The sequence below is a fragment of the Streptomyces sp. NPDC017529 genome (assembly GCF_044329785.1).
Lineage (GTDB): Bacteria > Actinomycetota > Actinomycetes > Streptomycetales > Streptomycetaceae > Streptomyces.
Genome location: NZ_JBIRJY010000005.1, coordinates 554,155 through 568,715 on the forward strand (window position 1 = coordinate 554,155; position 14,561 = coordinate 568,715).

11 protein-coding genes are annotated in these 14,561 nt (G+C 74.3%); 9 read left to right on the top strand and 2 right to left on the bottom strand.

From position 1 onward, the window contains the following. Positions 1–65 precede the first annotated feature (65 nt). Positions 66–1,334, top strand: a complete 1,269-nt coding sequence (locus ACH4K4_RS16355) for a type ISP restriction/modification enzyme (protein ID WP_398168033.1) — start codon at positions 66–68, stop codon at positions 1,332–1,334. A 47-nt stretch (positions 1,335–1,381) separates the two neighbouring features. Then, the gene (locus tag ACH4K4_RS16360) at positions 1,382–2,590 is read left to right on the top strand and encodes a CaiB/BaiF CoA transferase family protein (protein ID WP_398167844.1); all 1,209 of its coding nucleotides are present in this window, start codon (positions 1,382–1,384) and stop codon (positions 2,588–2,590) included. A 30-nt stretch (positions 2,591–2,620) separates the two neighbouring features. Here ACH4K4_RS16360 and ACH4K4_RS16365 read toward each other — a convergent pair whose 3' ends face one another. Continuing rightward, positions 2,621–2,884 (bottom strand): hypothetical protein, encoded by a 264-nt coding sequence (locus tag ACH4K4_RS16365; protein WP_398167845.1) that lies wholly within the window; start codon positions 2,882–2,884, stop codon positions 2,621–2,623. A 404-nt stretch (positions 2,885–3,288) separates the two neighbouring features. Between ACH4K4_RS16365 and ACH4K4_RS16370 the strand changes: the two genes are divergently transcribed. Continuing rightward, positions 3,289–4,770 carry a serine/threonine-protein kinase gene (locus ACH4K4_RS16370; RefSeq protein WP_398167847.1) on the top strand — a complete coding sequence of 494 codons (1,482 nt, stop codon included), beginning with the start codon at positions 3,289–3,291 and terminating at the stop codon, positions 4,768–4,770. A gap of 60 nt (positions 4,771–4,830) precedes the next feature. On the opposite strand, the gene ACH4K4_RS16375 is transcribed toward ACH4K4_RS16370, so the two are convergent. Next, positions 4,831–5,637 (bottom strand): SGNH/GDSL hydrolase family protein, encoded by an 807-nt coding sequence (locus tag ACH4K4_RS16375; RefSeq protein ID WP_398167848.1) that lies wholly within the window; start codon positions 5,635–5,637, stop codon positions 4,831–4,833. 272 nt (positions 5,638–5,909) lie between these two features. Between ACH4K4_RS16375 and ACH4K4_RS16380 the strand changes: the two genes are divergently transcribed. The 6 genes from ACH4K4_RS16380 (at position 5,910) to ACH4K4_RS16405 (ending at position 14,452) form a co-directional block, all read left to right on the top strand. Further along, on the top strand, positions 5,910–6,413 hold the full coding sequence (locus ACH4K4_RS16380) for a hypothetical protein (RefSeq protein WP_398167849.1): 504 nt from the start codon (positions 5,910–5,912) through the stop codon (positions 6,411–6,413). A gap of 1 nt (position 6,414) precedes the next feature. After that, the gene (locus ACH4K4_RS16385) at positions 6,415–7,509 is read left to right on the top strand and encodes a GNAT family N-acetyltransferase (RefSeq protein WP_398167850.1); all 1,095 of its coding nucleotides are present in this window, start codon (positions 6,415–6,417) and stop codon (positions 7,507–7,509) included. A gap of 389 nt (positions 7,510–7,898) precedes the next feature. Then, positions 7,899–8,714, top strand: a complete 816-nt coding sequence (locus ACH4K4_RS16390; RefSeq protein ID WP_398167851.1) for a glycosyltransferase family 2 protein — start codon at positions 7,899–7,901, stop codon at positions 8,712–8,714. Beyond that, a complete protein-coding gene (locus tag ACH4K4_RS16395; RefSeq protein WP_398167853.1) occupies positions 8,711–9,793 on the top strand; it encodes a glycosyltransferase family 2 protein in 1,083 nt (360 codons plus the stop codon). Before ACH4K4_RS16390 ends, ACH4K4_RS16395 begins: the two co-directional genes overlap by 4 nt. Then, a complete protein-coding gene (locus ACH4K4_RS16400) occupies positions 9,790–10,602 on the top strand; it encodes a polysaccharide deacetylase family protein (protein ID WP_398167854.1) in 813 nt (270 codons plus the stop codon). The genes ACH4K4_RS16395 and ACH4K4_RS16400 overlap by 4 nt, the downstream gene beginning before the upstream one ends. Then, the gene (locus ACH4K4_RS16405; protein WP_398167855.1) at positions 10,595–14,452 is read left to right on the top strand and encodes a lipopolysaccharide biosynthesis protein; all 3,858 of its coding nucleotides are present in this window, start codon (positions 10,595–10,597) and stop codon (positions 14,450–14,452) included. The genes ACH4K4_RS16400 and ACH4K4_RS16405 overlap by 8 nt, the downstream gene beginning before the upstream one ends. The last annotated feature ends 109 nt before the right edge of the window (positions 14,453–14,561 follow it).

Here is a 14,561-nt window from a genome sequence, read left to right on the forward strand (position 1 = left end):
TCGCCGTTACGATGCCCCCAGGCGACCGAGCGCACCGAAGGTCCAGGGAGGGCGACCGCGTGACGGTGACACAGGCCACGGGCAGCGGCGGCGGCAGGCTCGCGGCGGCGCCCCGGCTCGACGACCTGATGCCCTGGTCGGCCGCGCCGCTGCGGCTCGGCCGCGGCTGGGTGATGGCCCCGGACGCCGCCTCGCTGCGGGCCCGCTGGGCGGCGCTGCACGAGGCCGGGGACGACGCGGCGCGCGAGCGGCTGTTCCGCCCCAGCCGCGCCCGTACGCTGCGGACGGCCGTGCCCCAGTTGCCCGGTCAGACCACACCCACCGGCCGGCTCGCGCACACCGGCGGGCCGTGCCCCGAGCCGGTGCGCGTCCTGCACGGCCCGTTCGACCGGCAGTGGCTGCTGCCCGACCACCGGCTGATCGACAGCGCCCGTCCCGAGCTGTGGCGGGTCGCGGACGGGCAGCAGGTCTTCGTGGTCGAGATGGGGCACGTGCCGCAGTCGGCCGGCCCGGCCCTGGTCGCCTCCGCGCTGCTGCCGGACGGCCGCTCGCCGGCCGGGCGTCCGGGCCGCGTCCGCCCCCTCTACCGGCGCCCCGGCGGCCGCGAGCCCAACCTCGCCCCCGGGCTGGCGGAGCTGCTCGCCCGGCGCCTGGACCGGCCGGTCGGCGCCGCCGAACTGCTGGCCTGGACGATGGCGAGCGCCCGGCCCGCGCCGGCCGGCGCGGTGGTGCCGCTGACCGCCGACGCCGGGGTGTGGGAGGACGGCGTCGCGCTGGGCGAGCGGCTGCTGTGGCTCCAGACGCGGGGCGCGCGGGGTGACGGGACGGCGTACGGGGCGCGTGCGGGCGACCGCCCTCGTATGCCCGGCGGGCGCCGCCCCTACGTGCGCGCTCCGCTGCCCGCCCGCGGGCTGCCCGGCGGCATCTCCTACCTGCCCGACGAGGAAGCGCTGCTCCTGGGGCCCGGGCGGGTCTCCCCCGTGCCCGCCGCGGCCTGGGACTACGAGGCGGGCGGCGTACGCGTCCTGGAGGCGTGGTTCGAGCGCCGGACCGCTCCGGTCGCCGAGCCGGCGAGCCTGGAGGCGCTGCGGCCCGCCGCCTGGCCCCAGGAGTGGACCACCGAGCTGCTGGAGCTGGTCTCGGTGCTCGCCCTGCTGGCCGAACTCCGCCCGGCGCAGGAAGCGTTGCACCGGCGCACGGCGGTCGGTCCGCGCGTCGAGGCGCCGGAGCTGCGCGCCGCGGGCATCCTGCCACCGCCCGCCACGGCCCGTCGCCCCGCCTCCGTCCTGGACCACCACGAGGAGGGGCCCGGCGGGCAGTTCGCCCTCCTGTGACGCGGTCCGCGTTGCCCGGCGGCCGCGGACGGGTAGGTGCTCCGACCATGGACCGCACTTCCGCGCCGCAGCCGCCGCCCCTGGAGGGCATCACCGTCGTCGCCGTCGAGCAGGCCGTGGCCGCGCCGTTCGCCACCCGGCAGCTCGCCGACCTCGGCGCCCGGGTCGTCAAGGTCGAGCGCCCGGACGGCGGCGACTTCGCGCGGTCCTTCGACACCTCGGTGCGCGGGCTCGCCTCGCACTTCGTATGGGCCAACCGCGGCAAGGAGTCGCTGGCGCTGAACCTGAAGGACCCGCGCGGCCGCGACCTGCTGGAGCAACTGGTCGCCGGGGCCGACGTGTTCGTGCAGAACCTGGCGCACGGCGCGGCCGCGCGGCTCGGGCTGGACGCGGCGGCGCTGTGCGCCCGCTACCCGCGCCTGGTCGCCGTCGACATCTCCGGCTACGGCGCCGACGGCCCGTACGCACGCAAACGGGCCTACGACATGCTCGTGCAGTGCGAGGCCGGGCTGGTCTCGCTGACCGGCACCCCGGAGGAGCCGGCGAAGGCCGGGATACCGGCCGCCGACATCGCGGCGGGGATGTACGCGTTCTCGGGCGTACTGGCCGCGCTGCTGCGCCGCGGCGCGACCGGGCGCGGCGGCCCGGTGGAGGTCTCGCTCCTGGACGCGCTGGCCGAGTGGTTGGGGCATCCGCTCTACTTCGGAATGTACGGCGGTGAGCCGCCCGCCCGGACGGGTGTCGCGCACGCCGTGATCGCGCCGTACAACGCGTATCCGACGGCGGACGGGCAGCCGGTCCTGCTGTCGGTGCAGAACGACCGGGAGTGGCGGCGGCTGGCGCGGCAGGTGCTGGAGCGGCCGGAGCTGGCCGACGACCCGGCGTTCGCGACCAATGTCGCACGGGTCCGCAACCGCGACAGAACGGACCGGGTGGTGGGTGCGGCGCTGGCCGGGATGGGGGTGGCCGAGGCCGTGCGGCGGCTGGAGGAGGCGGACCTGGCGTGTGCCCGGCTCAACGGGGTGGCGGAGCTGGCCGGGCATCCGCAGTTCACCGCGCGCGACCGCTGGCGGGAGGTGGGGTCGCCGGCCGGGCCGCTGCGGGCGCTGCTGCCGCCGATCACGCTGCCCGGCGGCGCCGGGCCCGTGATGGGGGACGTCCCGGCCCTCGGCGAACACACCAACGCGCTGCTGGGCGCCCTCGGGCTGACGAGCGAGCGGATCGCAGCGCTGCGCCGGGACGGTGTGGTCGCCTGAGGGACCGGGTCGTAAGGCTGCCGTGACGCGTCAGCCGCGGCCGCCGAACAGCGACCGGCGCAGCCTGCGCAGCGGGGCGAACAGCGACACCCTGGCACCGCGGCTCGTCCTCGTGCGCGTGTGGTCACGAGCGGTGAGCTCCTGCATCAACGACGTCGCGCCCTCCGTCTCCCGCTGCGGGACGGCAGGTCCGCCCAGCACCGCGAGATGGCGGTCCAGCCGCGCGCTGGACGCGCCGCTTCCGCAACTGATCGCAGGCACTCGCGCCCTGCTGCGCATTGCTATCTGTTCCATGACTCTCCCCACCCGTACGAGGGCACCCGGCCCGGGCAGGGTAACCCTATCTCTCTCCCGCGACACGCGCGCGGCCTGGTCATCAGGATTCACCTGCCTCGCACCGACGTTGACGACCACCTTACGGATCACGCTCGGCCGAGGGCGAGTTGGACGAGTACCGAGGTCGTGGGCCTGCCGGAGCCACCGTCCGGTTCCAGCGTGACCGCGAGCCGGTCCGGCAGCCCCCGCGGCGCCGTGCCGAAGATCACGTACGGCGGCGGGCCGTGCCGGGGCCCGCGCCGGGCTGGCGGCCGGGCCGGTGCGGTGCTGCTCGGCTGCGGATTGTTGTTCAAGGGGGCGGCAACAACGCTGGGTTGAGGTACGTTTCCACCGAATCGCTCTCTTGCGAGGGGGGCTCGTCCATGAGCGAGGGTCCTGGCGGTGCGGAATCCGGCGGCGTACGGGGTGACGGGGACGGCGCGCGGCTGCTGGCGGGGCGCTACCGGCTGATCGACGAGCTGGGCCGGGGCGGCATGGGCGTGGTGTGGCGGGCCCGGGACGAAGTGCTGGCCCGCGAGGTCGCCATCAAGGAAGTACGGGCCCCGCGCGAGCTGACGGCACAGGAAGAGCAGATGCTGTACGCGCGGCTGGAGCGGGAGGGCCGGGCCGCCGCCCGCATCTCGCACCGCAACGTGGTGACCGTCTACGACGTGGTCTCCGAGCACGGGCGGCCGTGGATCGTCATGGAGCTGGTGCGCGGCCTGTCGCTGGCCGAGGCGCTGGACGCCGAGGGGCCGCTGCCGCCGCGCCGGGCCGCCGCGATCGGCGCCGAGGTGCTGGCCGCACTGCGGGTCGCCCACGAGGCGGGCGTCCTGCACCGCGACGTGAAGCCCGGCAACGTCCTGCTGTCCAACGAGGGCCGGGTGGTGCTGACCGACTTCGGCATCGCGCGGGTGGCGGGCTCCGCCGCGCTGACCATGACGGGCGAACTGGTCGGCTCGCCCGAGTTCCTGGCGCCGGAGCGGGCGCTGGGGCAGCAGGCGGGCCCCGAGTCGGACCTGTGGTCGCTGGGTGTGACGCTGTACGCGGCCGTGGAAGGGCACTCGCCGTTCCGCCAGGGCACCCCGCTGACCACGCTGCGCGCGGTGGTCGACGAGCAGCTGCCGCCGCCCCGCCAGGCGGGGCCGCTGACGCCCGTCGTGGAGGGGCTGCTGCGCAAGGATCCCCGGGAGCGGCTGGACGCGGGCGCGGCCCAGCGGATGCTGGAGGCGGTCGCGGGCGGCGGCACGCCCACGGTGGTGGTGCCGCCGGGCGGTCACCCGCCGACGATCGCCGGCGCCCGGACCCGTACCGCGTACGGCCCCGCCGCCCCGATGCCGCCGGTGCCGCCGGCCGGGGCACCGGGCACGGACACCACGACGACGACCGCGGCCGACCGGGAGGCCGAGCGGCGCCGGCGGCGGTCGGTCCGGCTGCTGGCGGCGGGGGCCCTGCTCGCGGCGCTGGCGGCGGGCGGGGTGGCGTACGCGCTCCTGGACGACGGCGGTACGCCCGACCGCACGCCGGGCAGCACGACGGGCGGCGGGGGTTCCGGCGGGAACACCGGAGGTGGCGGCGGTACGAACGGAGGCGGCGGCACCACACCGGGGCGCACGTCGCCCGGCAGCACCTCCGCCGCCACCACGCCGCAGGGCACCACCCCGCCCGGCCGTACGTACCCCGGCACCACGCCGCCCGGCCACACCTATCCCCGCACCACCCCGCCCCGCCCGACGACCTCGGCGCCGTCGCCCACCGAGCCCACCACGGCCGCTCCCACGACGGGCGGGACGACCACCGGGGGCGGGGCCACGGACGACGGGACGTACGGGGGCGGTACCGGCACGGCGGGCGACGGCGGGTAGCCGCACGAGGAGGCCCCGCCCGCGGGCGGGGCCTCCTCGGTGCCCGGTCGGGGCGCGGGGTCAGGCGGCGGAGCCGAAGACGGGCAGGTAGCCCCTGGACTGTCCGTTGGCGGTGGGGTGGTAGGAGTTCTCCACGGGGAGGGTGACGCTGTGCAGCCAGGGGGCGCCGGAGCAGATCTCGTGCCCGGCGAAGGTCGTGTTGACGTCCCCGAAGGCGAAGCCGTGGTCGGCGGCGCGCTTGGCGGTGACGGCGTTGATGTCGTCGGCGGCGGCGTTTATGGCCGCCCGGGACTTCTCGGAGAGGCCGACGGAGCAGCTGCCGCCGAGCTTGTAGAAGCGCGGGTAGCCCAGGACGACGACCTGCGCCGAGGGCGCCCTGCCGTCGATGGCGTCGTAGACCTGGTCCAGCTTGGCCGGCAGCGTGTTCCTGACGTACGCGCGGGCCTGCGCGATCCGGGCCAGGCAGGCGGACTCGCCCTGGAGGGCGCAGGTGGTCATGGTGTCGGCGAAGCCCGCGTCGTTGCCGCCGATGGTGATGCTCACCAGGTCGGTGCCGGCGTTCACCGGGGCCAGCTGCTTGGCCAGCACGTCACCCGTGCGGGCACCCGAGCAGGCGGTGAAGTCGAACTTCGCGGGGTCGTTGGCGGCGGCCCACAGGGCCGCGTAGGACTTGGCGCTGCGCTTGCACGCGCCACTGCTGCCGTAGTAGCTGCCGGCTCCCACACCGGAGGAGTAGGAGTCGCCGAGGGCCACGTAGTCGGTGGCACGGGGCTGCGGTGCGGACGCGGCGGCGCTCGCGCCGGAGAGCGCGAGCGCCGAGGTGACGAGGAACGCGGACATCGTGGCCGCGCATCGGGACAGTCTCATGGAACCTCCCTGAGCAGGATCTCTGCCCCTTCTGATGTAGCAGGACCCATCGACACCGGGAAGCGTCGCCGCCGATTGTCACGAGCACGGGTGATCTCCATGGCCGTGCCATGGCCATGGCATGACGCGCATACGGGTGAGCGCCGGGCCCGCCCCGGGCAACCACACTGTGGCCATGGCCCGTTCACGCCTTCTTTGCATCTTGACGGGCGCGCGCGCCCTGCGCGACATTGAAGCCCGGCATCAGGCGCTTATGGGGGGCCGAGCTGCCCATGCACACCACCATCAACGGCAACGCGCCCAACGGCGGCAGACCGGGCCGTGACGAGCCCGCGCACGGCGGCCCGGGTGACGGCGGGCCAGGCGATCCGGAGCCCGTCACGGACGGCCGGGGCGGCGGCAGGCTGCGCGCGGACTCGGTACCCGTGCTGGCCGGGGCCGCCGTGGCCGTGGGCGGGACGGGCGCCGTCCTGGCGCTCGCCGACATCGCCTCGCCGCTGCGCGCGCTCTGCGTCCTCGTCTTCCTGCTGCTGGCGCCGGCCGCCGCCATCGCCACGGCGCTGGGCCGGCTGGACCCGCTCGGCCGGGCCGTCGCCGCGGGCGCCGGGGCGCTCGCCGTCAACCTGCTGGTGGCGCAGGCCATGCTGGCGCTGCACAGCTGGTCGGCGCGCGGCGGGGTGGTGGCCGTCGCGGTGCTCAGCGGCATCGTATTCCTAGGGGTCAGCGTGCGGCGCCGGCGTACCGGCGCCCGTGGACGGGGAAGTCGGACGAACTGACGTGGACATCAGCGTGTACCGCCCGGGCGAGTTGAACGGCACCGACCGTGCGGCGTGGAGCGCCGTGCAGTCCCAGGCCCATCTGCTGGGGACGCCGCAGCTGGCGAATCCTTTTCTCGCCCCCGAGTTCGCCCTCGCCGTCGGCCGCTGCCGGCGCGGGGTGCGGATCGCGGTGATCCGCGAGGACGGCGAGCCGGCCGCGTTCCTGCCCTTCCAGCGCTCGGCGCTGGGCGTCGGGCGGGCGATCGGGCTGGGGGTCTCGGACGCCCAGGGGCTGGTGCACCGCCCCGGCTTCCAGTGGGACCCGCGCGAACTGCTGCGGGCCTGCGGCCTGGCGGTGCTGGAGTTCGACCACCTGGTGGAGGGCCAGAAACCCTTCGAGACGGCGTCGCTGCGCGGCTTCCCCTCCCCCGTCGTCGACGTGGACCAGGGGTTCGACGCGTACATGGCGCGGCTGCGGGAGCAGTCCCCGAAGTTCATCCGCAGGACCCTGACCAAGGGGCGCAAGCTGGGGCGGGACATCGGCCCCGTGCGGTACGTGCACGACGAGCGGGACCCGGTCGTGCTGCGCCGGCTGCTCGACTGGAAGTCGGCGCAGTACCGCAGGACGGGGCGGAGCGACCGCTTCGCGCACCCCTGGATCGTCCAGCTCGTCAGCCAGCTCTTCCACACCCGTACCGCGTCCTTCGCCGGGCAGCTGTCGGTGCTCTACGCCGGTGACCGGCCGGTCGCCGCGCACTTCGGCATCCGTTCCGAGCGGGTGCTGTGCTGCTGGTTCCCCGCGTACGACCCGGCGTACGCAAAATTCTCGCCCGGCCTGACGCTGCACCTGCACATGGCCGAGGGCGCCGCTGCCGACGGGCTGGCCTATGTCGATCTGGGGCGCGGTGAGAAGCAGTACAAGGACTGCCTCAAGACCCGGGAACTGACGGTGTCGGAAGGGTGGGTGGCACGGCGCCACCCGGTGGCGCTGGGCCACCGGGCACACCGCGCCCCGGTACGGGCATTGCGCAACACGGTGGTGTCCAGGCCGGAATTGTTCGAGCCGGCTGATCGTCTTCTCAAACGGATGGGCCGGATCCGATCGGGAGGTTGAGGAAGGCACCGCTCCATATTCGCCAATGATGCCAAACGGGATGCGAGGCCGAGGTATTGCCATAGAGTCCCAGTCATCAATACCGTCGTACATCCACCCGCACCGGCCCGTTCACGCAAAGCGGCACTAGGGGAGGGCTCAAGCGTCGCGAGGGGGCCCGGAGCGGGGCGCGGTAGGGGGGTGCCGTGCTCGATCTTCACGTGACGATCACCGCGTCGATCATCGGGACACGAGCCGCGCGGCCGGAAACACGCATGCCAGCTCGCCCTGTTCGCACGGCGAAAAGATCTCTGCCGTCATGAGCGGGGTGTGAACCCCCCTTTCGAACCGGATACCCATCCGGGCCGCCCGGGGGTGGGCGGTCCACCGGACGAGAGGGAAAAAGACTCATGAGTTCATCATCCCTTCGCCCCGCGGAAACGGATAAGAAGCCGTTGTCGCTGGTCTCCGAAGCGCAATACCGTCCCGTTTCCTCACACCTGGCCATAGCTCCGCCGGTCAGTGTGGTGATACCCGCCATGAACGAGGCGGAGAATCTCCCGTACGTCTTCAAGACACTTCCGGAGTGGATACACGAAGTGGTGCTGGTGGACGGGAATTCCACCGACGACACCATCCGGGTCGCGCGCGAGCTGTGGCCGGAGGTCAAGGTCGTCGAGCAGCGCGGCAAGGGCAAGGGCGATGCCCTGATCAGCGGGTTCGCGGCGTGCACCGGCGACATCATCGTGATGGTCGACGCGGACGGCTCGGCCGACGGCGCGGAGATCGTCAGCTATGTCTCCGCGCTGGTGGGGGGCGCGGATTTCGCCAAGGGCTCGCGGTTCGCCAACGGCGGCGGCACCGACGACATGACGCCGGTGCGCAAGCTGGGCAACCGGGTGCTGACCACCGTCGTCAACGCCAAGTTCGGTGCCCGCTACACCGACCTGTGCTACGGCTACAACGCCTTCTGGCGGCACTGCCTGGACGAGATCGGCCTGGACTGCGCCGGGTTCGAGGTCGAGACGCTGATGAACATCCGCGTCGTCAAGGCCGGCCTGAGAGTCCAGGAGATACCGAGCCACGAGTACAACCGCATCCACGGCGTGAGCAACCTGCGCGCCGTGCGGGACGGGTTCCGGGTGCTGAAGGTGATACTGCGCGAGCGCAGCACGCGCCACAAGCGTCCCTCCCGTCCCTCCGTAATCTCGGGAGAGGCGTCTTGAGCGTCCGCGTCTCCGTCGTCATCTGCGCCTACACCGAGGACCGCTGGGGGGACATCCTCGCCGCGGCGGCCTCGGTGCGCGACCAGTCCCACCCGGCTCACGAGACACTGCTCGTGGTCGACCACAATCCGGCGCTGCTGGCGCGGCTGCACGCTCATTTCGCGTCACCCGAGTGGCCCGCCGCCCTGCGCGTCCTGGCCAACGCGGGGCCGCGCGGGCTGTCCGCCGGGCGCAACACCGGCATCGCCGAGGCCACCGGCGAGGTGATCGCCTTCCTCGACGACGACGCGGTGGCCGAACGCGACTGGCTGCTGCACTTCGCCGAGAACTACGCCGACCCGAAGGTGCTGGCGGTCGGCGGCCGGACCGAGCCGGTGTGGTCCTCGGGGCGCCGGCCCGCGTGGTTCCCCGAGGAGTTCGACTGGGTGGTGGGCTGCGCGTACCTGGGCCTGTTCCCCGCGGACGGCGGCGCCGGGCGCTCGCACACCGTCCGCGTGCGCAACGTGCTGGGCGGCAACGCCTCCTTCCGCAAGGAGGCGTTCGAGGCCGTCGGCGGGTTCGCCACCACCATCGGCCGCGACCGCGGCAAGCGGCCGCTGGGCTGCGAGGAGACCGAACTGTGCATCCGGCTCTCCCGCGCGGTACCGGGAGCGGTCCTGCTGCTCGACGACCGGTCGGTGATCCACCACCGGGTGCCCGCCGGCCGCGAGCGCTTCGCCTACTTCCGGTCCCGTACGTACGCCGAAGGGCTGTCCAAGGCGCTGGTGGCACGCAGCGTGGGCGCGCGGGACGGGCTGTCGGCGGAGCGCCGGTACGCGACCCGGGTGCTGCCCGCCGGGGTCGCGCGCGGCGTGCGGGACACGCTGCTGCGACGGCCCGGCGGCGCCGGCCGGGCGGGCGCGATCGTGGCGGGCGTGGCCACCACCACGTACGGCTACGCGCTCGGCAGGGTACGGGCGCTGCGCGACCGCGGGCGGCCCGCGGGCACCACCGGCGGACCGGCCGGGGCGGCGGACGGTGCCACGGCCCGCGCCCGCGGCGAGTCTTCGTCCGCGGGGAGTGAGGGGGCGGTCGCATGACGACACCGTGTGTGGTGCCGATCCTGATGTACCACGCGATCGCGCACGCGCCCACGCCGGCCGCGTTCGACCTGTCGGTGAGCCCGGAGGCGTTCGCCGAGCAGATGGCGGTGCTGGACGACCTCGGCTTCACCCCGCTGACCACCGCCGAGCTGGCCGCGGCGTGGCGGGGCGGCCAGCCGCTGCCCGCACGGGCGGTGCTGATCACCTTCGACGACGGGTACGAGGGCGTGCACCGACACGCCCTGCCCGCATTGTCCCAGCACGGCTTCGCGGCCACCCTCTTCGTCTCCACCGGCTGGCTGCGCGGCCCGTACGACACCGGGGGCGGCCTGGACACCATGCTCGACTGGGACCAGACGCGGGAACTGGCCGCCGCCGGGGTGGAGATCGGCGGGCACAGCCACGCCCACCCGCAGCTGGACCAGATCTCCGACGACCGCCTGTGGTTCGAGGTCTCGCGCTGCAAGCAGATCGTCACCGACGAGCTGGGCACGCCGCCGGTGTCCTTCGCGTACCCGTACGGCCATTCCAGCCGGCGGGTGCGGCGGGCGGTGCGCGGCGCGGGCTTCCGGCAGTCGCTGGCGGTGAACAACGCCCTGGCGGGGCGCTGCCAGGGCCCGTACGCGCTGACCCGGCTGACGGTACGGCGCACCACCGGCACCGAGGAGTTCGAGCGGCTGGTGGAAGGCCGCGCCGTCGGGCGGTACTTCGCCAGGGAGCGGGCGCTCACCAAGGGGTACGCCGTGGTCCGCAGGACCCGTCAGGCTGTCAAGGCAGTGGGGAAGGTGCGCGGAAGCCGTGTCTGACACGACCACCCGGACCGAGCGGCGTACGGAGCGGGAACCGGCCGGGGGCGGGCGCAAGCGCCTGTTCGGCGGCCGGTTCCCCGGCGTGCAGGACGGCGGCGGGGGCAGCCAGCTGTTCCGCAACGCCTACGCGCTGATGCTGAACACCGGCATCTCCGGCCTGCTCGGCCTGGGGTTCTGGCTGGTCGCGGCCCGGTACTACACGGAGTCCGCGGTCGGCCAGGGCTCGGCGGCCATCGCCGCGATGAAGCTGCTGGCGGGGCTCACCTCGCTGACGCTGACCGGCGCGCTGGCCCGCTACATCCCGATCGCGGGCCGGACCACCGGGCGGCTGGTCCGGCGCACCTACCTGGGCAGTTCGGTGGTCGTCGCGCTCGCCGCGACGGTCTTCCTGCTCACGCTGAACCTCTGGGGGCCTTCGTACCGGTTCCTCCACGGGCCGCTGCACGGGCTGGGGTTCGTCGTCGCGGTGATCGCCTGGTCGCTGCTGACCCTCCAGGACGGCGTGCTGACCGGGCTGCGCAACGCGCTGTGGGTGCCGGTCGGCAACCTGGTCTTCTCGGCGGTCAAGCTGGGGCTGCTGGTCGCGTTCGCCGCGGCGATCCCGCTGGCGGGCGTCTTCGTCTCGTGGGTCGCCGCCATCGGGGTGTCCGTGCTGCCGCTGGGCTGGCTGGTCTTCCGGCGGCTGGTGCCCCGGCACGTGAAGGCCACCGAACGCACCGCCCGGCCGCCGTCGCCGCGCGAGATCGGCCGCTTCCTGGCCGGCGACTACACGGGCTCGCTCTTCTCGCTGGCCGTCGTCTACCTGGTGCCGGTGCTGGTCGCCTCCCAGGTCAGCTCCACCGACAACGCGTACTTCTACATCACGACCACCATCGGCGGCACGGTCAACCTGCTCGCCATCAACATGGGCGCCTCGCTGACCGTGGAGGGCTCGCACGACCCGGCGCGGCTGGCGGAGAACACCCGGGCGGCGCTGCGCCGGATGGCCCGGATCATGATCCCGGTCTGTCTCTTCCTGTTCGTCTGCGCGCCGTACATCCTCAGTGTCTTCGGCGCGGGGTACGCGGATGCCGCCACCCCGCTGCTGCGCTGGTTCGCGGTGGGCGCGGCACTGCGCGTCGTCATGGAGGTCTACTTCGCGGTCCTGCGCGCGCAGAGCCGTACGTCGGGGCTGGCCTACATCCAGGGCCTGTTGTGCGTGCTGGTGCTCGGCCTGACGGTGCTGCTGCTGCCGCGGATGGGGCTGACCGGCGCGGGCGTCGCCGAGATCTCCAGCCTGTCCGTGATCGTCTCGATCGCCTCCGTCAAGCTGTACCGCATTCTCAAGGGTCACCCCTCCGCTCCCCTGACGCGGGCCCCCGCCGAAGGGCTGGCCCCGGACGGCGACCTGGCGGACCTCGCCGTCAACGGTGACCTGGGCGACGTGCGGGCGCCCGGCACCCCCCTGCCGCCCGGCCGCTCGGCGCAGGAGGCGGGCGCCGCGGCCGGTACGGATGCGCACCGGCCCAGTTGGGCGGAGCGCGCGCTGCGGGACGTCGACACGGTGCCGCTGGGGCTGCACGTGGACTTCGAGCACATGGAGCGCAGGCCGGACGTCCGGCCGCCCGCGGCGGGCCCCTCCTGGGCGAAGGGTGACGACGACAGCGATACGGGGCAGGAGGAGGCGCCGCTGCCGCCCCGCTTCCGCAAGGAGCCGGAGGCCCCGGCGCCCACCCCGGCGCCCACCCCGGCGCCCGCGCCGGTGCCCGCGCCGGCGCCCGCGGCCGCGCCCGCTCCCCCTGCCGCGCCCGCCGCCGCCCCGCCCGCCACCCGCCTGGCGGCCTCCCCCACGCCCGGGGCCCGGCTCGCCACCCGGCTCGGCCACCGCCCCGACCTCGGTGTCTGGGCGCTGCTGGCCGCCGCCGTCATCCTGTTCTGGCTGCCGCTGCGCGGCATGGGCGACGCCGACCTGGACCGGATGGGCGGGCTCGGGCTGATCAGCGTGCTGCCCGCGGCGACGCTGGTGGGCGCGGTGCTGCTGGTGCTGGCCTTCGCGTCCGCCCTGTGGCTGTCCCGGCCGCGGCGCGTCCTCCTGGCGGCCGTGCTGGTCCTGACCGTGGTGGCCCTGCACGCGCTGCCCGCCGTCCTGGAGGCCGAACCGCGCTTCCCGACGGCCTGGCAGCACCTGGGCTTCCTGGACTACATCAACCGGACCGGTGTGGCGGTGCCGGACCTGGACGCGCGCTGGAGCTGGCCCGGCTTCTTCGCTGCGGCCCAGTTCCTCGCCGAGGCGTGCGGCGTCACGGACTTCACCGAGGTGCTGCGCTGGTGGCCACTGGCCATCCAGCTCCTCTACCTCGCCCCGGTGCTCCTGCTGCTGAAGGCCGTACGGGCGAGCTGGCGGGCGAAGTGGAGCGCGGCGTGGCTGTTCGCGCTGTGCGGCTGGGTCGGCCAGGACTACTTCTCCCCGCAGGGCTTCACCTACCTGCTCTACCTGGTCTTCGTCGCGATCCTGCTGGTGTGGTTCCGCGATCCGCGGGTGCTGCGCGGCAAGCGCTGGCCAGGCGAGGCCGAGGTGGCACCGGCCGGGCGCGGCCAGCGGGCGGCGCTGCTGGCGGTGCTGGCCGCGCTGTTCCTGGCGTCCGTGGCGGGCCACCAGCTCACGCCGTTCGTGATGCTGGGCGTGCTGACGTTCCTGGTCCTGCTGCGCCGTACGTCGCTGTACGGCCTGCCGCTGCTGTTCGGCGTCGTGGCCGTGGTCTGGATCGGGTTCCTCGCCGAGCCGTACTGGTCGGGCCACTTCGACGAGTTGTTCGGCGGGGTCGGCGGCATCGGCGGAAACGTCTCCTCGTCGGTCTCCGGCCGCATCGGCAGCGGCGACAGCACCCACAAGCTGGTGCTGTACGCGCGGGTGGCGCTGGCCGGCGGGGTGCTCGCGCTGGCCTGCTGGGGCGTGCTGCGGCGGCGCGCCGCCGGCTTCTCCGAACGCTCCCTGCTGGTGCTGACCTTCGTGCCGTTCCTCGCCTTCGGCATGCAGTCCTACGGCGGCGAGATGGCGCTGCGGGTCTTCATGTTCGCGCTGCCCGGCGCCTGCGTCCTCGGTGCGCTGGCGCTCTTCCCGCGCGCCGCCGGCACCCGCCGCGGCCTGGGCCCGCTCGCCGCGCTGCTGACGGGCGTGGTGCTGATCACCGGCTTCCTGGTGGTCCGCTGGGGCAACGAGCCGTTCGAGCGCGTCCGGCCGGGCGAGGTGGCCGCGATGGACTACGTCTACGCGCACGACCGGCCCACCGCACGGCTGCTGTGGCCGTCCAACGACCCGGTGAACGACGTCACCCCGGCCATGCCGTGGGGCGCGAAGGACATGGAGCGGGTGCAGTACGTGCCCGTTCCGGCGCCGCGCGACCCGATCCTGGTCGACGCGCTCGTCAAGGCCCTGCGGGACGCCGGTCCGAACGCGTACTTCATGGTCAACCGCAGCCAGGCGGAGTCCCTGCGCCTGGGCTCGGGCTACGCCGCCTCCTGGGAGCAGCGGCTGCGCACCGCCCTCGACCAGCGGCCCGAACTGCGCCGCGTCATGGGCAACGAGCACGCGGCGCTGTACGCGCTCAAGCAGCAGCCACCGGGCCCGGTGGCCGGGCCGGACCCGGGACCGGTCGGTCCGCGCATCACCTGGACGCCGTGGTCGGTCATCGGCGCCCTGGCGGCCGGCGCCCTGATCCTGCTGCTCGCGGCACGCGAGGCGGTACGCGTGGCGCTGGCGCCGAGCGTACGCAAACTCCGCTGGATGCAGGCGTCCTTCTGGTTCTCGCTCCCCCTGATGCTGGTGTTCCTGGTGGCGCTGGTCCAGCGCTTCGTGTCGATGTCCTGAGCGGCCGGGGGGCGCCCCCGCGGGGGCCCCCCCCCCCCGGCGCCCTGCCCCCCCACGCCCGCGTCCACCTCGTCGAACAGGTACGTCGGCACGGGGTCGGAACCGGCGA

Bases quoted from the DNA above. Each gene is read 5' to 3' on its own strand.
- ACH4K4_RS16365 (WP_398167845.1), bottom strand. From the start codon at position 2,884: ATGGAACAGATAGCAATGCGCAGCAGGGCGCGAGTGCCTGCGATCAGT.
- ACH4K4_RS16360 (WP_398167844.1), top strand. From the start codon at position 1,382: ATGGACCGCACTTCCGCGCCGCAGCCGCCGCCCCTGGAGGGCATCACC.
- ACH4K4_RS16390 (WP_398167851.1), top strand. From the start codon at position 7,899: ATGAGTTCATCATCCCTTCGCCCCGCGGAAACGGATAAGAAGCCGTTG.
- ACH4K4_RS16375 (WP_398167848.1), bottom strand. From the start codon at position 5,637: ATGAGACTGTCCCGATGCGCGGCCACGATGTCCGCGTTCCTCGTCACC.
- ACH4K4_RS16380 (WP_398167849.1), top strand. From the start codon at position 5,910: ATGCACACCACCATCAACGGCAACGCGCCCAACGGCGGCAGACCGGGC.
- ACH4K4_RS16370 (WP_398167847.1), top strand. From the start codon at position 3,289: ATGAGCGAGGGTCCTGGCGGTGCGGAATCCGGCGGCGTACGGGGTGAC.
- ACH4K4_RS16400 (WP_398167854.1), top strand. From the start codon at position 9,790: ATGACGACACCGTGTGTGGTGCCGATCCTGATGTACCACGCGATCGCG.